The organism is Nocardia sp. NPDC051900, from assembly GCF_044452545.1.
GTDB lineage: Bacteria > Actinomycetota > Actinomycetes > Mycobacteriales > Mycobacteriaceae > Nocardia > Nocardia sichangensis.
Genome location: NZ_JBITBU010000022.1, coordinates 111,644 through 130,894, shown reverse-complemented (window position 1 = coordinate 130,894; position 19,251 = coordinate 111,644). Strand labels below are relative to the sequence as shown.

The 19,251-nt window shown below is 67.6% G+C and carries 20 protein-coding genes and 1 tRNA gene; 13 read left to right on the top strand and 8 right to left on the bottom strand.

What is annotated here, in order from left to right:
* Position 1: 1 nt before the first annotated feature.
* Together ACIA5H_RS31135 and ACIA5H_RS31130 are read left to right on the top strand one after the other, a co-directional pair.
* A complete protein-coding gene (locus tag ACIA5H_RS31135) occupies positions 2-2,191 on the top strand; it encodes an ABC transporter transmembrane domain-containing protein (RefSeq protein ID WP_397079225.1) in 2,190 nt (729 codons plus the stop codon).
* Between the two features lie 49 nt (positions 2,192-2,240).
* A complete protein-coding gene (locus ACIA5H_RS31130) occupies positions 2,241-2,855 on the top strand; it encodes a putative glycolipid-binding domain-containing protein (protein ID WP_379249941.1) in 615 nt (204 codons plus the stop codon).
* A 328-nt stretch (positions 2,856-3,183) separates the two neighbouring features.
* Here the strand turns inward: ACIA5H_RS31130 and ACIA5H_RS31125 are convergent, their stop codons facing one another.
* Complete coding sequence (locus tag ACIA5H_RS31125; RefSeq protein ID WP_379249943.1) at positions 3,184-4,194, bottom strand: prephenate dehydrogenase; 1,011 nt, start codon at positions 4,192-4,194, stop codon at positions 3,184-3,186.
* On the opposite strand from ACIA5H_RS31125, the gene ACIA5H_RS31120 reads away from it, so the two are divergent.
* From ACIA5H_RS31120 to ACIA5H_RS31105, 4 genes are all read left to right on the top strand, one after another.
* Positions 4,193-4,732: a tRNA adenosine deaminase-associated protein gene (locus ACIA5H_RS31120; protein ID WP_355073031.1), complete on the top strand. Its 540-nt coding sequence runs from the start codon at positions 4,193-4,195 to the stop codon at positions 4,730-4,732. The genes ACIA5H_RS31125 and ACIA5H_RS31120 overlap by 2 nt on opposite strands.
* Before the next feature lie 43 nt (positions 4,733-4,775).
* Complete coding sequence (locus tag ACIA5H_RS31115) at positions 4,776-5,210, top strand: nucleoside deaminase (protein ID WP_356963511.1); 435 nt, start codon at positions 4,776-4,778, stop codon at positions 5,208-5,210.
* 66 nt (positions 5,211-5,276) lie between these two features.
* A tRNA-Ser gene (locus ACIA5H_RS31110) sits at positions 5,277-5,367 on the top strand.
* Between the two features lie 75 nt (positions 5,368-5,442).
* Complete coding sequence (locus ACIA5H_RS31105) at positions 5,443-5,898, top strand: deaminase (protein ID WP_379249945.1); 456 nt, start codon at positions 5,443-5,445, stop codon at positions 5,896-5,898.
* 4 nt (positions 5,899-5,902) lie between these two features.
* Here ACIA5H_RS31105 and ACIA5H_RS31100 read toward each other — a convergent pair whose 3' ends face one another.
* From ACIA5H_RS31100 to ACIA5H_RS31080, 5 genes are all read right to left on the bottom strand, one after another.
* Positions 5,903-6,850 (bottom strand): antibiotic biosynthesis monooxygenase, encoded by a 948-nt coding sequence (locus ACIA5H_RS31100; protein WP_379249947.1) that lies wholly within the window; start codon positions 6,848-6,850, stop codon positions 5,903-5,905.
* 5 nt (positions 6,851-6,855) lie between these two features.
* A complete protein-coding gene (locus ACIA5H_RS31095) occupies positions 6,856-8,262 on the bottom strand; it encodes an amidohydrolase family protein (protein WP_397079224.1) in 1,407 nt (468 codons plus the stop codon).
* Between the two features lie 52 nt (positions 8,263-8,314).
* Positions 8,315-8,932, bottom strand: a complete 618-nt coding sequence (locus ACIA5H_RS31090; protein WP_397079223.1) for a carboxymuconolactone decarboxylase family protein — start codon at positions 8,930-8,932, stop codon at positions 8,315-8,317.
* Between the two features lies 1 nt (position 8,933).
* Positions 8,934-9,245: a hypothetical protein gene (locus tag ACIA5H_RS31085; protein WP_397079221.1), complete on the bottom strand. Its 312-nt coding sequence runs from the start codon at positions 9,243-9,245 to the stop codon at positions 8,934-8,936.
* 68 nt (positions 9,246-9,313) lie between these two features.
* Positions 9,314-9,601: a DUF6191 domain-containing protein gene (locus tag ACIA5H_RS31080; protein WP_397079219.1), complete on the bottom strand. Its 288-nt coding sequence runs from the start codon at positions 9,599-9,601 to the stop codon at positions 9,314-9,316.
* A 172-nt stretch (positions 9,602-9,773) separates the two neighbouring features.
* Here ACIA5H_RS31080 and ACIA5H_RS31075 point away from each other — a divergent pair, with 172 nt between their 5' ends.
* Complete coding sequence (locus tag ACIA5H_RS31075) at positions 9,774-9,974, top strand: hypothetical protein (RefSeq protein WP_039794406.1); 201 nt, start codon at positions 9,774-9,776, stop codon at positions 9,972-9,974.
* 184 nt (positions 9,975-10,158) lie between these two features.
* A complete protein-coding gene (locus ACIA5H_RS31070; RefSeq protein ID WP_355073016.1) occupies positions 10,159-10,434 on the top strand; it encodes a hypothetical protein in 276 nt (91 codons plus the stop codon).
* 57 nt (positions 10,435-10,491) lie between these two features.
* On the opposite strand, the gene ACIA5H_RS31065 is transcribed toward ACIA5H_RS31070, so the two are convergent.
* The gene (locus ACIA5H_RS31065) at positions 10,492-12,786 is read right to left on the bottom strand and encodes an MMPL family transporter (protein WP_379249955.1); all 2,295 of its coding nucleotides are present in this window, start codon (positions 12,784-12,786) and stop codon (positions 10,492-10,494) included.
* A 203-nt stretch (positions 12,787-12,989) separates the two neighbouring features.
* On the opposite strand from ACIA5H_RS31065, the gene ACIA5H_RS31060 reads away from it, so the two are divergent.
* The 4 genes from ACIA5H_RS31060 (at position 12,990) to ACIA5H_RS31045 (ending at position 17,845) form a co-directional block, all read left to right on the top strand.
* Positions 12,990-13,583 (top strand): helix-turn-helix domain-containing protein, encoded by a 594-nt coding sequence (locus ACIA5H_RS31060; protein WP_355073012.1) that lies wholly within the window; start codon positions 12,990-12,992, stop codon positions 13,581-13,583.
* Between the two features lie 36 nt (positions 13,584-13,619).
* Positions 13,620-14,123 (top strand): Rrf2 family transcriptional regulator, encoded by a 504-nt coding sequence (locus ACIA5H_RS31055; protein ID WP_355073010.1) that lies wholly within the window; start codon positions 13,620-13,622, stop codon positions 14,121-14,123.
* 87 nt (positions 14,124-14,210) lie between these two features.
* Complete coding sequence (locus ACIA5H_RS31050; RefSeq protein ID WP_397079216.1) at positions 14,211-15,944, top strand: ABC transporter ATP-binding protein; 1,734 nt, start codon at positions 14,211-14,213, stop codon at positions 15,942-15,944.
* Positions 15,941-17,845 (top strand): ABC transporter ATP-binding protein, encoded by a 1,905-nt coding sequence (locus ACIA5H_RS31045; RefSeq protein ID WP_355073006.1) that lies wholly within the window; start codon positions 15,941-15,943, stop codon positions 17,843-17,845. The genes ACIA5H_RS31050 and ACIA5H_RS31045 overlap by 4 nt, the downstream gene beginning before the upstream one ends.
* Positions 17,846-18,171: 326 nt before the next feature.
* Here ACIA5H_RS31045 and ACIA5H_RS31040 read toward each other — a convergent pair whose 3' ends face one another.
* Positions 18,172-18,678 carry an SgcJ/EcaC family oxidoreductase gene (locus ACIA5H_RS31040; RefSeq protein WP_397079213.1) on the bottom strand — a complete coding sequence of 169 codons (507 nt, stop codon included), beginning with the start codon at positions 18,676-18,678 and terminating at the stop codon, positions 18,172-18,174.
* Positions 18,679-18,740: 62 nt separating this feature from the next.
* On the opposite strand from ACIA5H_RS31040, the gene ACIA5H_RS31035 reads away from it, so the two are divergent.
* Positions 18,741-19,208, top strand: a complete 468-nt coding sequence (locus ACIA5H_RS31035) for a MarR family winged helix-turn-helix transcriptional regulator (RefSeq protein WP_397079211.1) — start codon at positions 18,741-18,743, stop codon at positions 19,206-19,208.
* The last annotated feature ends 43 nt before the right edge of the window (positions 19,209-19,251 follow it).

Sequence of the window (19,251 nt, the reverse complement as noted above, 5' to 3'; positions counted from 1 at the left end):
TGTGAGTACTACGACCACTATCTCGGAAGACGAAGCGCCGGAGAGTGATCCGACCCGTGCGGAAGGCGCGGCCGACTGGCGCGGCATCGCGGGCGAGGACAAGGAGGTCACCGAGACCGGGAACCTGGTGCTGGCCGGACGCTCCCGGCGGCTGCTGCTCGACCTGGTCAGGCCCTACCGCAAGCTCACCGGCCTCGCGCTGGTGCTCATCGTGCTGGACAACATCGCGAAGGTGTCCGCGCCGCTGTTCGTCGCGCACGCGCTGGACACCGGCATCGCGCGCGGTGTCGCGGGCGACTGGGCGCCGCTGGCCAGGACCGTGGGCGGCTACGTCGGCTCGATCATGCTCGGCTCGATCTGTACGTACTCCTTCCTGCGGGTGACCGGCAGGCTCAGCCAGAGCGTGTTGTTCGACCTGCGTGTGCGCGCGTTCACACATGTGCAGCGGCTCAGCGTCGCCTTCCACGAGAAGTACACCTCCGGCAAGGTGGTGGCGCGGCTCACCGGCGACATCGAGACGCTGCAGGAACTGCTGGAAAGTGCGCTCAACCAGGCGCTGAGCGCGATCCTGTCGGTGCTGACCATCGCGGCGCTGCTGATCTACCTGGACCAGGCGCTCGCCGCGATCGTGCTGATCGGATTCGTTCCCCTGGCGCTGGTCACCCGCTGGGCGCAGCGCAGGCAGCGAGCGGGCTACCGGCGCACGCGCGCCGCGATCGCCAAGGTGGTCGTGCAGTTCGTCGAGTCGATGGGCGGCATGCGGGCGGTGCAGGCGTTCCGCCGGGAGCAGCGCAACGAGTCGGTGCTCGCGGTGGAGGACTCCGAATACCGCCAGGCGACCACCGCGGCCATGCGCGGCATGGGCGACTACGCGGGTTTGACCAAACTGCTCGGCAACCTCACCACGGTGACCATCATCGTGGTCGGCGCCTGGCGCGTGATCGAGGGCGATCTCGCGGTCGGCGTGCTCGCGGCCTACCTGCTGTACCTCAACGAGTTCTACGGGCCGCTGGACGAGCTGGCGCAGGTGTTCAACGCCTACCAGTCCGCGGCGGCCGCGTTGGAGAAGATCTCGGGAGTGCTCGAGGAGGAGCCGTCCGTGCCGGAGCCGGCGCGGCCGATCGCCCTGGCGAAGGCGTCCGGCGCGGTACGGATGGAGAAGGTGTGGTTCGGCTACGCGGCCGGTTCGACAGCCGACAGCGGCGCATCCGAGAAGTCGGATGCCGTCCGGCTGGACGACGGCGGCCGTCATGCCGGCGCGGTGGGTGATTCGGCGGTCCGGCCGGGCGGCGCCCCGACCGGTGACGAACCGGACAGCCCGTCGGATGTGCGAGGCCTGGCCGCGACCGGCAAGCCGTTGGCCGGTTCGCACGTCCCGCCCGGTGCGCCCAGGAGTGTCGGCGGGCGCTCGCCGAGCAGCGCCGTCGCGGCGGAGTCGAACGCGCCTGCCGACGCTCTGCCGGTACCGTCCGCGGATTCGCCGGTGCGGTCGGATCGCCGGACGCGACCGGTGCTGCCGGAGTTCACCTTGGACATCCCGGCCGGGCAGATCATCGCCCTGGTCGGTGCGACCGGTGCGGGCAAGTCGACGCTGGCGAAGCTGCTGACGCGGTTCTACGACCCGTCCGGCGGCGTGGTCACCCTGGACGGCGTCGACCTGCGCCTGCTGTCCGACGCCGATTTGCGCCGCAACGTGGTGATGGTCACCCAGGAGTCCTACCTGTTCTCCGGTTCGGTGGCCGACAACATCCGGTTGGGCAGGCCGGAGGCCACCGACGCGGAGGTGTTCGCGGCGGCCCGCGCGGTCGGCCTGTACGACTTCGTGCAGGCGTTGCCCGAGGGCTTCGGCACCGACGTGCGCAAGCGCGGCGGCAGGCTCTCGGCGGGGCAGCGGCAGCTGGTCGCGTTCGCGCGGGTGTTCCTGGCCGATCCCGCCGTGATCGTGCTGGACGAGGCCACGTCGAGCCTGGACATCCCCAGCGAACGGCTGGTGCAGCGGGCGCTGGAGACCGTGCTGCGCGGCCGCACGGCCGTGATCATCGCGCACCGGCTGTCCACGGTGGCGATCGCGGACCGGGTGCTGGTGCTCGAGTCCGGCCGGATCGTCGAGGACGGCGCGCCGGATGCCCTGATCGCGGGGACCGGCCGGTTCGCCGACCTGCACGCGGCGTGGCGGGAGTCGCTCGTGTGATGAGCGGCGGTTCTACGGGCGGGGGCCGGACGTCGCTTACGGTAGATACGTGACGACCCCAGCCTCCGACCCCGAGAGCCCCGCCGCGAACACGCAGGAATCCCGGTGGCCGGCGATCCTCACCTGGCGCGCCCACGACGCGACCCGGATGGAGTCGGTGCGGGTACAGCTCAATGGCAACCGCATCCGCGCCACCGGGCGGATGATCGGCGGGGCCGGCGCCGACCACCCCGCGTTCAGCGCGTCGTACGACCTGGTCACCGACGAGAACGGCGTGACGAAGCGGCTGTCGCTGCGCACCACGACGGCCGCCGGGGAGCGGCACGCCTCCATCGCCCGCGACGAGGAGAACTACTGGCTCGTCGACGCGGGCGGCAACCACGTGCGCTCCACCTTCGCCGGAGCACTCGACGTGGACGTGGTGCTCAGCCCGTTCTTCAACACCCTGCCGATCCGCCGCTACGACCTGCAGCACGCGGTCGAGGACGTCCAGGTCCCTGTGGTCTACGTCCGTCTGCCCGACCTGCTCGTCCAAGAGGCCACGCTGGTCTACAGCAGCGCCGCCGACGGCATCAGCGTGCTGTCGCCGGTCTCCAGCGCGACGGTCACGGTGGACGCCGACGGCTTCCTGCTGGACTACCCGGGGCTGGCCGAACGGATCTGACGCGGCACCGCGTGACGGCCCACGACCTGGCTGCGCGAGTCGAGGCTTTCGTGCCGAGGACCCGGGTCGTCGAGCCCCGAGGTTCCGGTGATCGCCACCGGCGCTCCCGGAACGCGCCTGCCACCGAAGGCCGCGCCGGGTCGACACCCGCGGCCGGTCTCTCGGCGCCGCGACTACTGGACGGGAGGCAGTGTCGTCGGAGCTGCCCAGACTCGCGCAGCTGGACGCGGATGGACCTCCGCCGGAGAAAACGTCGCGAAGTGTTCACCCGCGATCGGCAGCGGCCGGACGACTCTGGAATGTCGGGGAGGGGACGGTTCTCGCGCGGTCAGTTCAGCCGGGTGATGACCCCACCGCGCTCGCCTGCCGCCCGCAGGTCTTCCAGCCAATCGCGGTCGCCGGGACGAATGTCCGTGATCTCCCAGCGGCGCGCGGATTCATAGCGCTGTCGCGCGTCGTGCCCGGCTTCGACCAGGTCCGCGAGGGATTGCTTGTCGCGCAGGCTGTCGCGCGCCGCGCCGAGCACGGTGAGTGTCTCGTCCAGAACTTCCAGTAGCGCCGCGGAATTCGGTTCGCAGATCGCGCGAACCAGGTCGGGCGCCGTGCCCGCGACGCGAGTGCCGTCCCGGAACGACCCGGCCGCGAGTCCCAGCGCGAGCTCACCTCCGGTGGCGCCCGCCAGGGCCAGTGCCTCGGCGAGCACATGCGGAAGGTGGGAGATGCGGGCCACGGCGCGATCGTGTTCCGCGGCCACGACCGGTACCACCACCGAGCCGCAATCCAGCGCCAGGCGCACGACGCGGCTCCACGGGTCGACCCGTGTGCCCTTGTCGACGCCGACCGCCCACACCGCGTCGCGGAACAACGTGGGATCGGTGGCGGCCCAGCCGGATTCGGACGTACCGGCCATCGGATGGCCGCCGACGTACCGCTCGGCGAGTCCGTGTTCACGTACGGCCGCCGCGACCGGCCCTTTCACGCTCACCACATCGGTGAGCGCGCATTCCGGCGCGTAGTCGGCGATCGCCGAGAGCATGTGGTCCACCGCGGGCATCGGCACCGCGACGACGATCAGCGCGTCGGTCTCCGCGGCGCGCCGCAGCGCGGCAGGTAGGTCTTCGGTGACGTCGAATCCGTCGGCACGGGCGGCCTGCGCACCCACCGCGGAGCGGTTGTATCCCCAGCCGTCGTAGCCCGCGCCGACGGCCGCACGCAACAGCGACCCACCGATCAAACCGGTCCCGAGGACGCACACGGGTGCTTTCTTCGCCGAAGTCACCCGAACAGATTGGCATACGACTTCAACATTTCCGCTCGAGCAGACTACCGTTGCGGCCATGGCAGCACAGCGCTCGGGCACGAACAGGGCGGCGTCGGACGATTACGACGACGTGGAAGGGTTCGCAGTGGCGGTTGTCCGCGAAGAAGGCAAATGGCGGTGCAGTCCGCTGAGCCGGGACGCGCTCACCGATTTGTCCGCCGCGGAAAACGAACTGAAGGCTTTGCGCAGCTCCGGAGCGGTGTTCGGATTGCTCGACATCGACGACGAGTTCTTCATCGTGCTCCGTCCCGCGCCGAGCGGAACCCGGATGCTCGTCTCGGACGCCACAGCCGCGATCGATTACGACATCGCCGCGGACGTCCTAGAGGCCCTGAACGTGGAAATCCCCGATATCGATCCGGATGAATTGGACGACGTGGAGCCGTGGGAGGAGGGCGACCTCGGTGTGCTCGCCGATCTCGGCCTGCCCGAACCGGTGCTGAGCGTCATCCTCGCCGAGACCGATCTCTATCCGGATGAGCAGCTCGGCATGATCGCCGAGCGTCTCGGCTTCGCCGGTGAATTCGCCGCGGTGCTGGACAAACTGCCGCGCTGACGTGCGCGTTCTCCCGCACGACCCGTTTTCCGCTGACGCCGATATGGTGCGGGCGGCCATCGCCGCCGCGGCGGCCGCCGGGGAGCGTGACGTACCCGTCGGTGCTGTCGTGTTCGACTCCGCCGGAATGGAACTCGCCCGAGCCGCGAACGCGCGGGAGGCGCTGGGCGATCCGACCGCGCACGCGGAGATCTTGGCGCTGCGTCGTGCCGCCGCGGTCCACGGTGACGGGTGGCGGCTGGAGGGCGCCACGCTCGCCGTGACGCTGGAGCCGTGCACCATGTGCGCTGGTGCCCTGGTGCTCGCGCGGGTGGGCCGTCTGATCTTCGGCGCGTGGGAGCCGAAGACCGGCGCCGTCGGGTCGCTGTGGGACGTGGTGCGTGACCGCCGTCTCAACCACAGGCCGCAGGTACGCGGCGGAGTGCTCGCGGACGAATGCGCGGCGTTGCTCGACGAGTTCTTCCGCACCCAGCGCTGAGCCCACCCACACCCCAGGTCTACAGGCGATTTAGTGATCCGGCACCGGTCCGGTATGGTTGTCGGCGGTGGCGTGTCCGAGCGGCCTAAGGAGCACGCCTCGAAAGCGTGTGAGGGGTAACCCCCCTCCGAGGGTTCAAATCCCTCCGCCACCGCCAAAGCCCCTCATCTGTTCGCGCAGGTGAGGGGCTTTTTTCATCTTCCGCAGGACGAGTCGAAGGAGATTGATTCCGGTGACCGAGCCCGACCACCATTACTGGATGAACCGGGCCATCGAACTCGCGCGCTTGTGCCCGGTGGCGGAGGGCGCGTTCTCGGTGGGTGCGGTGATCGTCGCCGATGGTGCGGAGATCGCCACCGGCTATTCGCGTGAGTCCGATCCCAAGGAGCACGCCGAGGAGGCCGCGCTCCGCAAGGTGGACCCGGCCGATCCCCGGCTGGCGCGTGCCACGATCTACAGCACGCTGGAACCCTGCTCGGAGCGGGGGTCGAAGGATCGGCTGCCGTGCACGGACCGGATACTGCGGGCCGGTATTCCGGTCGTGGTGATCGCGTGGCGCGAGCCGTCGACATTCGTGGCGAACTGCGTGGGCGTGGAGAAACTGCGGCAGGCGGGGGTCACGGTGGTCGAGCTCGCCGACCTCGCCGAGGCGGCGATGTCGATGAACCGGCACCTCGACCTGTCCTGAGTCTTCAGTCGTAGTCCCAGTACTGCAGCCAGCGCACCGACGCGAACAGCAGCAGTGTCAGCGCGTAGAGGACAACGACCACCGCCGCTCCGACGATGCTGATCCGCGGGTTCGCGCCGTCGACCGGGTCCAGCCACCGGCGGAACCGGCGCGCGACCGCGGGTGAGAGGAAATAGCTCATCACGCCCACGCTCACGATCTGGCTGAGCCACAACGCCAGCCACGGCTGCGCGCCGAGCCGGTCGAGCGCCGGACCGAGAAATCGGGACAGCACCATCACCGTCGGATACAACACCAGCAACACCAGCATGGCGGTCTTCCAAGTCGGTGTCATCCTGGTCTCGCCGTCGACCGTGCGGACGGTAGATCCGAACGGCGTGGTGTGCGCGTCCACGGTGAAGTCCTCGGTCAGCTTCGAACGCAATTCCGGTAGCGCGGCGGCGCGTTCGTCCGAGCGCAGCCATTCCGTCAACTGCCGTTGTGTCCGGAATCGGAGCACCGAGAACCAGCGGCCGCCGTCCGCCGGGAAAAGGGCGGCGCCCTCGAATCCCGGAAATCTCGAACTCGCCGCGACGAGCTGCGCCTCGGTCGCCTCGAATTCGAATTCCTTGTCGCGTGCGACACTGTGCCGGAACACGCAGACGCCCGGCGGCGGCGACTCTCCCTCGACGATGATCAGATCGGCGCTCTTGCAATGGAAGCCGCGCGCTTCACCATCGGCGACGGTGGCTGCCCGTTCGGCCGAGTCCAGGAATTCGTGCAGCAATGACTCGGATCGGAATGTGACGCTGAATCCCGGTTCGAGCATCGGGCTCTCGGTCACCGCGACAGAGGAATGCGTGAACCCGGGCATCGCGCGGGCGATTTCGGTCAGCCGCGCCAACCAGTCCCGGAAGGCCGCGTCGTTCGCCGGCCGGTGAAAGACCGTTACGACGGTCGCCGCGGCATTCATCGGCGCTACACGACGTCGACGCGACGGCCCCGCACGTAGACCTCGGTGATCGCGGGCTCTCGGATACCCATCAGCAAGGCGAACAGTGTCTGATCCCGGGCCAGTACGGGGTCGTCGGAGCGAACGCCGTATGCCAGCGTGCTTTCCAGCGCTGGAACACGCGCCGGTTCGACCACGATGAAGTCGGCTTCCTTACCGACGTCGAAATTCCCGAAACGGTTCTCCATATCCAAGGCACGCGCACCGGCCAGCGTGCCGGTGAACAGCATTTCCGCGGGATGCATCGACACGCCCTGCTCGCCCGGTTCGGAGATGTGCACTTTGAATGCGGCGGAAAGTACCTGTGGAATAAGCCATTCGTCGCCACCGCCGTAATCGGTGCCCGCGGCCACCGTGACGCCGGAGGCGAGCGCCCGCTTCCACGGCATCGTGCCGGAACCGAGGAACTGCTGCGATACCGGGCAGTGCGCGACCGACGTGCCGGTTTCGGCCATCCGCCGCAGTTCGTCGTCCTGGCAGTGCACGCAGTGGGCGAGAATGGCGCGCTTGCCGAGCATGCTCTTGCCGCCCACGGCCGACCCGGGCAGGAACTTCCCGTCGTAGGTGTCCAGATAGGTCGCCACGTCGTACGCCTGCTTGGTGGCATCGACTTCGCCGGTGCCAGGGCGGTTGTTCTCGTTGAGATGACTGTGGAAATAGACGCCGCGTTCGCGTACCGAATCATAGAGATCGCCCAGGTTTTTCAGCGTCGTGCGAGTAACCGCCAGCGAGAATCGCGGAACGACCGCCACGTGCAGCAGCGCCGTGTCCACGTCACCGGTGTCGGCGGCATGCCATTTGTCGATCTCTTCGCTCGTCAATCGGATGGCGTCGTCTTCGGTGGTGATCAGCGGCGCCGCCGCATCCGCTCCGGTCGTTTGGATTCCCCGGCCTGCGACAATCCGCAGACCACGCCGCCGGGTCTCGGTGAACAGGGCGTCCTGCGCATGCGGGAACGCCGAGCCGAAGACCATCGCCGCCGTGGTCCCCGCTGCGATGCGCCGTGCACAGAACTCGGTGGCCGCCGATAGCGCGAATTCTGGATCGGCATAACGGGATTCCGCGGGGTACATACATAATTCGAGCCACTCCAGCAGTTGGCCGCCGCCGTAGGCATCGCCCGCGAAGGTCTGAGGGAAGTGGATATGCGTGTCGACGAATCCGGGAAGCAGGAATCCTGGACGATGATCGAACACTTCTCCGGCGCGGTGCTCGGCCGGGATATCGGAGCGCGATCCGCAGAATACTATCCGGCCGCTTTCCCCGATTATCAGCGCACCGTCCGGCAGATCGGCCAACGCGTCGGCCGCATCGCCGGCTGCGGGACTTCCGGCGATGTGGAAAATGTGCCCCAAGTGGACTTGGCTCACCATTCGAGGAAAACACACATGGATCCGGCATGCGAGCGGATCGGGTGAAATGCGGTCAGACGCCGCGCGAGAACAATGTCACCGGAGGCGGCATACGGTAGCCGGCGAGTTTGATGAATCGGGCGCTCACGCTGCGCTGCGCGTCCTCCAACGGGCCCGCTCCGACCGTGTTCATCATCCGGTTGATCACGTTGAAGCAAGTGCCGACCCAGACGGCCTCGTCGAACGCTTCCCGGGAGACGCCCGCCAGCCGGACCAGCGCGGCGTCCTCGGCGGTCAACCCGCCCGGGTCACGAGCCATCTTCGCGAGGAAGGCCAGCATCGCGCGTGCCTCGGGACGCAGCGGGGAGTCCGCGCCGTCGGCCAAGGCGCGGGTCACCACGTCGGCGTCGATGTAGGCGCCCGCGATCGCCTCGTGCGAGGTGGCGCAGAACGGGCACTCGTTGGCCTGCGAGGTATGCGTCGCGAAGATCTCCCGTTCGGCGACGGTCCAGTACGACGGTCCGCGCATGATGTCCTGGATCAGCTCCGACAGCGGCGACCCGAAGAACCTGTGCCGGTAGAACAACACTTTGAGCACGGCGGGAACCTCCACGCCGCTGAACCGCCGCATGGTCCACAACACGAGTTTGGTCGGCCGGTCGTGACCGGAACGCACTGCCTCCAGCCACATCTCAGTACCCCTCCCAAGCCAGGTGCGCGGCGCGCAGGCGCCGGTCGGCCGCGCCGTAGGCGGCGACCGCGGTCGCCTCGAAGATCTCGTCGTCGGTGTGCCCGGCCGCTTTGAGCGCCGTGATCTCCTGCTCGGTGACCCGATAGGAGCGGTCGGCCACCAGGTCCGCGAACGTGGCGAGTTCAGCCGGAACGTCCTGGCCGGAGTCGGCTGTCCCGGCGGCTCTGGCTCTCAGCGCCCGGCGGACCCGGCTCGACAGCCGCCCCGGGGCGGACTCGAGACGGTCGCCGAACAGCTGCCATTTCTCACTCATCGAGCCGCGCATGGGCCTCATTCTGTCCGACGACGGTCACCTTCGCTGAGAATCACGGGCGCGCAGCGCTACTCGTTACCGCCCCTGCGCAATACGACCTTCCGACCGGCCAGGTCGACACCGATCAGCGGCGGCGCCCCCTGGTCCTGCTCGTCGCGCAACATCGACACCGATTCGCGATGGTCGAGCTCCATGCGCTTGGTCGAGTAGAACAGCGCGGTGAATTCGTCGGTGAACGTGCCGGAGAGCGGGGTGCGGCGGCGCCTGCGGCGCTTGTTCACGGTCAACTCGTAGACGGCCACCAGCACGAGCAGGATCACCCAGCCTGGAATCGTCCACTGGAACAGCGCCGCCATGCCACCGAAGGTACCAGCCGGCAGTTCCCGCCGAACCGGAGTGAAAATTGTCCTTTTCATGAGGGGTAACCGACGCGATCGCGGGTATACGCCCGATACGCAAGTGCGGGGAAGGACGCGATGCCAGATGCGCCGTCGGACAATCCGCGCGGGAACGATGCGCGAGAGAAACATGAGAATCGGAAGTGTAATCGTCTTGATCTGGTTGCTGATCGGCGTGGTCGCCGCAGCACAACGGCACTATTTCGACAGCGGGCCGGTCAACTGCGCCGGTTTCGGCACCATCGCCGTCACGGTGATCGCGGGACCGCTCAACTACATGGGCGTCAACCCGAAGGTCGCGGATTGCAATGTCCCGCAACCGAGCCCGTAGTTCGATCGAGTAACCGCGGACGGCCGGGTGGGTATACCGCCCGGCTGTCCGCTTTTCGTCTGCGGGTCCGTGAACCAAATATTTGCTGAGACGCGATTCGATCCACACTACCTCGGGCTGATTGGGTAACTGTCGGTGTGGCCGGGTATCCCCCTCGACGGGGAGCACGGAAGGAACCGAGGAGATGCGTGATTACGGGCGTCGTGAGCGTGATTACGAACGTCGTGCGCGTGCCGGCCGCGGCCCGGGCATAGGCTCCCGGGTGCTCGGGTTCCTGCTGCTGGCCTGGCTGGCGATCGGCCTGCTCGCGGCCGGGCAGCGGCACTATTTCGACAGCGGGCCGCCGTTGAACTGCGCCGGTTGGGGCACGATCGGTCTCACCGCCCTCGCGGGCCCGCTCAACTATGTCGGCGTCGATCCGAAGGTCGGCGACTGCGAACTGCCGCAACCGAGCCGGTGAAACGCACTCGGCCCCGCATCCGGACTCCGGATGCGGGGCCGAGCCATGGCCTTCGGATCAGCTGACGCCGACCGGCACCTTCGCCGTCTCGGCGGAACGCCGCTGCAGCTCACGCAGCTTCGTACCCTCGACGTCGATATCGGGCAGGATGCGGTCGAGCCACTTCGGCATCCACCACGACCACTTGCCCATCAGCACCAGTAGCGACGGGATCAGCACCATGCGGACGATGAACGCGTCCAGCAGCACGCCGACCGCCAGGGCGAAACCGAACGACTTCGCGGTCACGTCGGTCTCCAGCAGGAACGAGCCGAACACCGAGATCATGATGATCGCCGCCGAGGTCACCACGCGCGCGCCGTGGTGGTAGCCGGCGACCACCGCGTCCTTGGCCGACCTGCCGTGCACGAACTCCTCGCGCATCCGGGTCACCAGGAAGACCTGGTAGTCCATCGCGAGGCCGAACACCAAGCCGATCAGCATGATCGGCATGAAGCTGACCAGCGGATGCGGGTCCTCGATCAGGCCGAGCTTGCCCTCCTGGAAGATCAGCACGGTCGCGCCGAAGGTCGCGGCCATCGACAGCAGGAACCCGAGCGCCGCCGTGAGCGGCACCAGGATCGACCGGAACACCAGGATGAGCAGGACGAACGCCGCGCCCGCCACGATCGCCAGGTAGGGCACGATCTTGCTGAGCAGCACGTGGTCCACGTCGGCGAAGATCGCCGTGGTGCCGGTGATGCCGTACTCGATGCCGTACTCGGCCTTCAGCTGGCCCTCGGCCTCCCTGGCGTCGCGCACCAGATCCTTGGTGGCCTGGTTGTTGGGCCCGGACTTGGGCACGCCGTTCAGCAGCGCGCCCTGCTGGTCCTGGCTCCACTGCGGCTCGGTCACGTAGTCCATGTCGGGGTAGGACGCGAGCTTGTCGCGCAGCGCCTTCACCGCGGCGTCCCGGTTCTCGGCGGGGACGGCGCTCAGGTCGGCGGCCACGTTCAGCACGCCGTTGCTGCCCTCGCCGAAGCCTTCGGTCCGCAGCTCGTAGGCCTTCCGGATGGTGGAGGTCTTCGGCATGCTGTCCTCGCCGGGCAGGCCCAGGTTCAAGCCGGCCGCGGGGGCGGCGAGCGCGCCGAGCACCACGACGCTCAGGATCAGCGCGACCCACGGCGCGCGGCCGATCAGGCGGCCGAAACGCATGCCGTTGGTGACCGAGTTCTCGTCCTCGGGATCGTGCTGTGCGACCACCGGCAGCTTCGGCTTGAACAGGAACCGGCCGAACGCGCCGAGCAGCGCAGGCATCAGCGTGATCGCCGTGAGCACCGCGAAACCGGCGGCGATGGCCCCGCCCAGACCCATGAACGTCATGAACTCGACACCGACGATGCTCAGGCCCGCCAGCGCGATGATGACGGTCAGACCGGCGAACACGACGGCGGAACCGGCCGTACCGAGCGCGGTGCCGGCGGCCTCTTCCGGCGAATCCTGCACCGCGAGTTCATGCTTGTACCTGGACACGATGAACAGCGCGTAGTCGATGGACAGCGCGATGCCGATCATCGAGGCGAGGAAGGTGGTGAAGCTGGGGATCTCGATCACCGAGGTGCCGAGCATGATCAGCGAGGTGGCCGCGCCGAGGCCGATGATCGCGGTGACGATCGGCACGAACGCCGCGACGATGGCGCCGAATGCCACGACCATCACGACCAGCGCGACGGCCATGCCGATCATCTCGGACTTGCCGCTGGGCGCTTCTTGCTTCTGCGCGATCGAGCCGCTCATCTCGACCGTCAGCCCGGCGTTGCGCGCGTCGGCGGCCACGTCGTAGGCCGTTTCCCGCTGGGCGTCGGTCACGTCGGTGACCTTCGCGATCGTGAACGGGACATTGATCACAGCCACGGTCGCGGGCGCGGTCTTGCTCAGCACGTTCAGCGGGGCGGCGCTGCACTGCGCGGGATCGGGATTGCTCAGGCAGCCCATCTTCTCGGTCGCCTCGACCGGGTTGGTGATGGGTTTGCCGTGGTCGACGATGTCGAGCTGGCCGAGTTTGGCGATGAACGCGTCCAGCGCCGCACGGTTCGCCGGATCAGTCAGCGTCTGACCCTCCGGCGCGGCGGCGACGTAGGTGCCGGTGACCGCGTCGAACTTGTACGCGGCGGAGGCGCCGGGGAAGTGTTTGTCGAGGATTTCGTTGGCACGCTCCGAGGGCAGGTTGGGCATGCTGAAGTCGTTGCTCATCGGCTTGCTGAGCTGCGCGCCCAGGCCACCGAGGAGCACGAACAAGACGAGCCAGACGGGAAGCACTATCCATTTCCGGCGGAAGGCGAACTTCCCCCATCTGTACAGGTAAACGGACACGACTGGTTACTCCTAGCGATGACTGGGATTGTGCTGGTTCTGCGTGTAGACAGCACTCGCGGAGGTGCCCTGCCTGCCTCCGCCTCCACTGACGCTTTCTGCCTACCGTGCGGTAGGTAGACTACCCAGGAGCTAAGCGGAGGTACAACCTCAATTTTACGGGTGATCTTCGCTCGATGCGAAGGTGATGAGAGGATCGTCGAATGGCCGTGCGTGACGCACCCGGCGCTGTAGCCGCAGGTGGAAGCACTAAAATCGCGATTCGGGACGCCGCGGTAAAGCTGTTCGGAGCCAAAGGATTCGAACAGACGAGCCTGCGCGAGGTCGCGGATGCGGTAGGAATCACAAAGGCGTCGCTCTACTATCACTACGCGTCGAAGCTCGATCTGCTATTGGCGATCATCGATCCGATCGTCGATCTCATGCGTTCGGTGGTGGACGATCTCGACCGGGTGCCGCACGACGCCGAAGGCATCCGCCAGGTGCTGCGGACGTATCTGCGCGGTCTGATCCATCACCGTGACGCCGGGGCGCTGGTCGTGCGCGACACGGTCGCGATCATCAACGCCATGGCCGACCGCTACCCCGATCTGATGAACACCAGCAAGGCGCTGCGCGAGTGGCTGGCCGGACCGGACGCCACCGAGGAGGCGCACCTGCGCGCCTGCGCCGCGCTCGAGGTGATCGGTGTTGCGCTGGTGTCCAAGGAACTCGTGCCTGGTGCGGACGACTCGCTGGTGGAATCGTCACTGCTGGACGCCGCGACCTGTGTGCTCGCGGGCGGCGGCGCCGCGTAGATTCGAGCCATCCCCTCGACGCCAGGAGTCGCTGCTGTGCACATCACCGCGAAGGTCGATTACGCGGTGCGAACGCTGCTCGAGATCGCCAGTGCGCCGCGGCTGGACCAGTCGGCGGTCGGACTCGGCGCACCCCTTGTGCAGGCCGCGCCGGTGGTCAAGGCCGAAGCGATCGCCACCGCCCAGCGGATTCCGCCCAAGGTGCTCGAGTCCGTGCTCGGCGAACTGCGCCGCGCGGAACTCGTGATCAGCAGGCGCGGCCCGGACGGCGGCTACTGGCTGGCCAGGCCGGCCGCCGACATCTCCATCGCCGACGTGATCCGCGCGATCGAGGGCCCGCTCGCGTCGGTGCGCGGCGCGCGGCCGGAGGACGTCCGCTATGCCGGTGCGGCCGAGCCGTTGCAGCGGGTGTGGATCGCGCTGCGGGTCAATATTCGCGCGGTGCTGGAGAACGTCACCATCGCCGACATCGCGAGCAACCGGCTGCCCGGATTCGTCGAAACGCTCACCGAAGACCCAGGCGCCTGGGCGCGCCGCTAGCTCCGCAGACCCCGACGGGAGAGCATTCATGCAGGTCAGAAATCTTCACGGCGTATCGCGCCGACAGCCGGTAGCCTGCGATTCATCATGCTGACCCAACTGCTCCGCACGCATCTGTACCCCTACCGCACCCAGCTCGCGGGGGTCGTTGTGCTTCAGCTGATTTCCGTGATCGCGATGCTGTATCTGCCGAGCCTCAACGCTGACCTGATCGACAACGGCGTCACCAAAGGTGATCTCGGCTACATCTGGAGCACCGGCTTGTGGATGCTCGCGGTCACGGGCGTGCAGATCGTCGCGTCGGCCGCTTCGGTCTATCTCGGCGCCCAGGCGGCCATGGGCGCGGGCCGCGATCTGCGTGGCGCGCTGCTGCACCGCGTCGGCACCTTCTCCGCGCGCGAAGTGGGCATGTTCGGCGCGCCCTCGCTGATCACCCGCAATACCAACGACATTCAGCAGGTTCAGCTGCTCATCGTGATGTCGGCGACCATCCTGGTGATGGCGCCGATCATGTGCGTCGGCGGCATCATCATGGCGTTGCGCGAGGATCTCGGCCTGTCCTGGCTGCTGCTGATCGCGGTGCCCGCGCTCGGCCTGTCCATGGCCGCGCTGATCTCCAAGATGGTGCCCGGCTTCCGCGACATGCAGGCCAGGATCGATGAGGTGAACCGGGTACTGCGCGAGCAGATCACCGGTATTCGCGTGGTGCGGGCCTTCGTGCGGGAACGGCAGGAGACCTGGCGGTTCGGCCTGGCCAACACCGAACTCACCGACACCGCGCTGCGGGTCGGCCGGTTGATGGCGCTGATGTTCCCCACGGTCATGCTGATCAGCAACGTCACCGCGGTCGCGGTGATCTGGTTCGGCGGGCACGCGATCGACGCCGGGCACATGCAGATCGGTTCGCTCACCGCGATGCTGTCCTACATCATGCAGATCCTGATGGCCGTGATGATGGCCTCGTTCCTGGCCATGATGGCGCCGCGCGCCGCGGTGTCGGCCGACCGGATCGGTGAAGTGCTCGACACCGAGTCATCGGTGCACCCGCCGCGCCTGCCGCAGCCGTTCACCGACGACCCGGCTGTCGTGGATTTCCGGTTCGCCGAGTTCGCCTTCCCCGGCGCGGAGAAGCCGGTGCTGAAAGCCATCCGATTCGAGGTGCGCCCCGGCACCACCACCGCGATCGTCGGGTCCACCGGCGCGGGCAAAACCACGCTGATCAACCTCATACCCCGGCTGATGGACGTCACCGACGGCGCGGTCTATATCGGCGGCACCGACGTGCGCCACATCGACCTGGAGGTGTTGCGCTCGCAGATCGGCCTGGTGCCGCAGAAGGCGTACCTCTTCTCCGGCACGGTCGCGAGCAACCTGCGCTACGGCAATCCGCACGCCACCGACGAGGAGCTGTGGCGCGCGCTGGAGATCGCGCAGGCCGCCGACTTCGTCCGCGAGATGCCGGAGGGTCTGCAGACCCCCGTCGCGCAGGGCGGCACCACCGTTTCCGGAGGCCAGCGTCAACGGTTGGCCATCGCCAGAGCGCTGGTGAAGAAGCCCCGGGTGTATCTGTTCGACGACTCGTTCTCCGCGCTGGACGTGGCGACCGACGCCAGGCTGCGGGAGGCGCTGAAGCCGGAGACCGCGGACGCCTCGGTTGTCATCGTCGCGCAGCGCATCGCGACCATCCGGGACGCGGATCAGATCGTGGTGCTCGAAGACGGCGCGATAGCCGGCATCGGCACGCACGAGCAGCTCCTGCGGGAGTGCTCGGAGTACCGGGAGATCGTCGAGTCGCAACTGAGTGCCGAGGAGGCGCGATGAGACCCGGAATGCCAACGCCCGGTGCGCCGGGCACCAAGGCGAAATCGTTCGTGCCCTCGCTGAAACGACTGTTGCGCAGGCTCGCGCCGGAGCGGTTACAGGTCGCGCTGATCATCGCGCTCGTCATCGTCTCGGTGGTGCTGAACACCGTCGGCCCGTACATCCTCGGCAAGGCGACCAACCTGGTCTTCGACGGCGTGGTCGGCAAACAGCTGCCGCCCGGCGTGTCCAAGGACCAGGCGATCGAAGCCCTGCGAGCCAAGGGCGACAACACTTTCGCCGACATGCTCAGCGCCATGGACGTGGTGCCAGGGGTGGGGGTCGACTTCGGCGCGGTCGGGCGGGTCCTCGCCTTGGTGCTGGCGCTGTACATCGGTGCGGCCGTCTTCGGGTGGTTGCAGGGGTACCTGCTCAACATCGTGATCAACCGGACCGTGAAGCGGCTGCGCAGCGAGGTCGAGGACAAGATCCATCGACTTCCGTTGCGCTACTTCGACTCCGCGCCGCGCGGTGACGTGCTCAGCCGGGTGACCAACGACGTCGACAACGTCTCGCAGAGCCTGCAACAGACCATGAGCCAGCTGCTCATCTCGGTGTTCTCGGTGCTCGGCATCCTGGTCATGATGTTCTGGATCTCCTGGCAGCTCGCGGTGATCGCCTTGCTCACCGTGCCCGCCGCCATCGTGGTCACCGCGCAGATCGCGAAACGGTCCAAGCCGCACTTCGTCGACCAGTGGAAGTACACCGGCCTGGTCAACGCCCAGGTCGAGGAGGCGTACACCGGGCACGAGGTGGTCACCGCGTTCGGCCGCAACCGCGAGGTCGGCAAGGCATTCGATGAGCGCAACGAACAGCTGTATCAGGCGAGCTTCAAAGCGCAATTCATCTCCGGCCTGATCATGCCCTCGATCATGTTCCTGGGGAACGTGAACTTCGTGCTGGTCGCGCTCGTCGGCGGGTTGAAGGTGGCCACGGGCAGCCTCTCGCTCGGCGAGGTACAGGCGTTCATCCAGTACTCCCGCCAGTTCAGCCAGCCGCTGACCCAGCTCGGTGCGATGGCCAACCTGCTGCAGTCCGGCGTCGCCTCGGCCGAGCGGATCTTCGAGATCCTGGACGCCGAGGAACAGAGCCCGGACCCGGTGATGGCCGACGCGCGCCCGGTCGACCGCGGCCGGGTGGAGTTCGAGGCCGTCTCGTTCCGGTACGAACCCGACAAGCCGGTGATCGAGCGGCTGTCGCTGGTGGCGGAGCCCGGGCACGTGGTCGCGATCGTCGGCCCCACCGGCGCGGGCAAGACCACGCTGGTGAACCTGCTCATGCGGTTCTACGAACTGGACGCGGGCACCATCACCATCGACGACGTCGACATCACCGAGATCACCCGCGACAACCTGCGCTCGCGCATCGGCATGGTGTTGCAGGACACCTGGCTGTTCAAGGGCACCATCCGGGAGAACATCGCCTACGGCAACCCGAACGCGAGTGAAGAGGAGATCCTCGCCGCGGCGCGCGCCGCCTATGTCGACCGCTTCGTGCACGCGCTGCCCGACGGCTACGACACGATCATCGACGAGGAGGGCTCCGGCGTCAGCGCCGGCGAGAAACAGCTGATCACCATCGCGCGCGCGTTCCTCGCCAAACCGTCCATCCTCATCCTGGACGAGGCGACCAGCTCGGTGGACACCCGCACCGAACTGCTCGTGCAGCACGCCACCGCCGCCTTGCGCCGCGACCGGACCAGTTTCGTCATCGCCCACCGCCTGTCCACCATCCGCGACGCCGACCTGATCGTCGTCATGGAAGCGGGCCGGATCGTGGAACACGGCTCGCACGAACGCTTGCTCGACGAGCGCGGGGCGTACTACCGCCTGTACAACGCCCAGTTCGCGGGCGCTGTGTGATTTGGCCGCGCCTTCGGCGCGGCGTGTTCGCGGCCCCTTTATGGCTCGCGTCCGAGCGACCGCCGCTTGCTCCTTCGTCGCCTACGCGGCGGTCACTCGGACGCGAGCCGGGCCGCGAACGGCGGATGCTCGGTCTCGCTGCGCTCGAAAGACGTGGTTGCGGTGCGCTGGGCGCGTCGGCGTTCGAGTCCGCTACTTCGGTGCATGCGATTCGCAGTGGCCGGCTGTCGGTTGGGCGTCCGAGGATTGTTGTGGGGGTCGCGCCCGCGCGGTGCGGTTGGTGATTTCCAGCGCGGCGCTGAGCGGCCTGGTTCGTGAACCGGCTCTCACGATCGCTTGTGGCCGAAACCGAGGCGTCGCGCCAGGCGGGCCATGAGCTGGGACATTCTCGACGGGAAGGAATCCGGTTCGGGGATGCGTACCGGGCGGACGCGGCCGTTGTGCAGCGCGGTGATCTTCCAGCCCTGGTCGGTGCGGATGGTCACCAGTGTCTGGCGGGACAGGCGGCGTTCGGGCAGCCGGGAACGCCAGGGCATCAGGACCGATGCCGTGCCGTGCAGGATCGCCGCGTCGGGGCTGATGAAGCGGATCGACTCGAGATCGCCGACCAGTGCCGAACCGGCCAGGACGCCGCGGAAGAGCTTGGCGTGGTTGGCCTGATGCTCGCTGCGGCCGATGGCTCGGGTGCCGTCGTAGGAGACGTAGTCGGAGTCCTCGGTGAACAGCGCAGCGTAGGCGGCGGCGTCGTTATCGGTCCAGGCTTGCATGAGGTTGTCGAACAGGCCGCGCAGGGCTGGATCGTCGGCGCGGCGCTGGTCGAGTGTCGTGTTCATGGGAGCGTGCCTTTCGATGTTAAGATTCGGAGATCGAAATGTACGATAGCCGAAAGTTTCGAATGTCGAAAGATGAATTGATCGGTGCGATCGCGCAGGAGTTGCGGCTACTGCAGCAGAGTTTCGACGCCTTCGACGAGGCCGCGGCGGTGCGCCTGGGATTGAATCGCACCGACCTGCGCTGCCTGGACATCGTGCTCGGCCGTGGGCCGCTGGCGGCGGGGGAGCTCAGCGTCGCGCTGCGACTGAGTCCCGCTGCCACCACCACCGTCATCGACCGATTGGCGCGGGCCGGATTCGTCTCGCGCGCACAAGATCCCGGCAATCGGCGGCGGATACTGGTGGAAGGCACCGCGCGGGCCGAGGAGGTGGCGCGAGAGATCTTCGAACCCGTCGGCATGGCGGGGGCCGACGCTCTCACTCGGTTCGACACCGACGAGCTGCAGATCGCGCTCGACTTCCTGCGCACCGCACTGCGCGTGCACCAGGAGCAGACCGAGCGAGTGTCGCGTCTCGGTGAATCCGACTGACCGGGGCCGAGGGCCGGGGCGAGCGGTGGCCTGGTTCGGGCGG

Bases quoted from the DNA above. Each gene is read 5' to 3' on its own strand.
- ACIA5H_RS31080 (WP_397079219.1), bottom strand. From the start codon at position 9,601: ATGGCGGCGCTGTTCCAGTGGACGATTCCAGGCTGGGTGATCCTGCTC.
- ACIA5H_RS31085 (WP_397079221.1), bottom strand. From the start codon at position 9,245: ATGAGTGAGAAATGGCAGCTGTTCGGCGACCGTCTCGAGTCCGCCCCG.
- ACIA5H_RS31120 (WP_355073031.1), top strand. From the start codon at position 4,193: ATGGCAGCACAGCGCTCGGGCACGAACAGGGCGGCGTCGGACGATTAC.
- ACIA5H_RS31035 (WP_397079211.1), top strand. From the start codon at position 18,741: ATGTCGAAAGATGAATTGATCGGTGCGATCGCGCAGGAGTTGCGGCTA.
- ACIA5H_RS31045 (WP_355073006.1), top strand. From the start codon at position 15,941: ATGAGACCCGGAATGCCAACGCCCGGTGCGCCGGGCACCAAGGCGAAA.
- ACIA5H_RS31095 (WP_397079224.1), bottom strand. From the start codon at position 8,262: ATGGTGAGCCAAGTCCACTTGGGGCACATTTTCCACATCGCCGGAAGT.
- ACIA5H_RS31060 (WP_355073012.1), top strand. From the start codon at position 12,990: ATGGCCGTGCGTGACGCACCCGGCGCTGTAGCCGCAGGTGGAAGCACT.
- ACIA5H_RS31040 (WP_397079213.1), bottom strand. From the start codon at position 18,678: ATGAACACGACACTCGACCAGCGCCGCGCCGACGATCCAGCCCTGCGC.
- ACIA5H_RS31075 (WP_039794406.1), top strand. From the start codon at position 9,774: ATGAGAATCGGAAGTGTAATCGTCTTGATCTGGTTGCTGATCGGCGTG.
- ACIA5H_RS31050 (WP_397079216.1), top strand. From the start codon at position 14,211: ATGCTGACCCAACTGCTCCGCACGCATCTGTACCCCTACCGCACCCAG.
- ACIA5H_RS31070 (WP_355073016.1), top strand. From the start codon at position 10,159: ATGCGTGATTACGGGCGTCGTGAGCGTGATTACGAACGTCGTGCGCGT.
- ACIA5H_RS31100 (WP_379249947.1), bottom strand. From the start codon at position 6,850: ATGAATGCCGCGGCGACCGTCGTAACGGTCTTTCACCGGCCGGCGAAC.
- ACIA5H_RS31125 (WP_379249943.1), bottom strand. From the start codon at position 4,194: ATGGCCGCAACGGTAGTCTGCTCGAGCGGAAATGTTGAAGTCGTATGC.
- ACIA5H_RS31115 (WP_356963511.1), top strand. From the start codon at position 4,776: ATGGTGCGGGCGGCCATCGCCGCCGCGGCGGCCGCCGGGGAGCGTGAC.
- ACIA5H_RS31090 (WP_397079223.1), bottom strand. From the start codon at position 8,932: ATGTGGCTGGAGGCAGTGCGTTCCGGTCACGACCGGCCGACCAAACTC.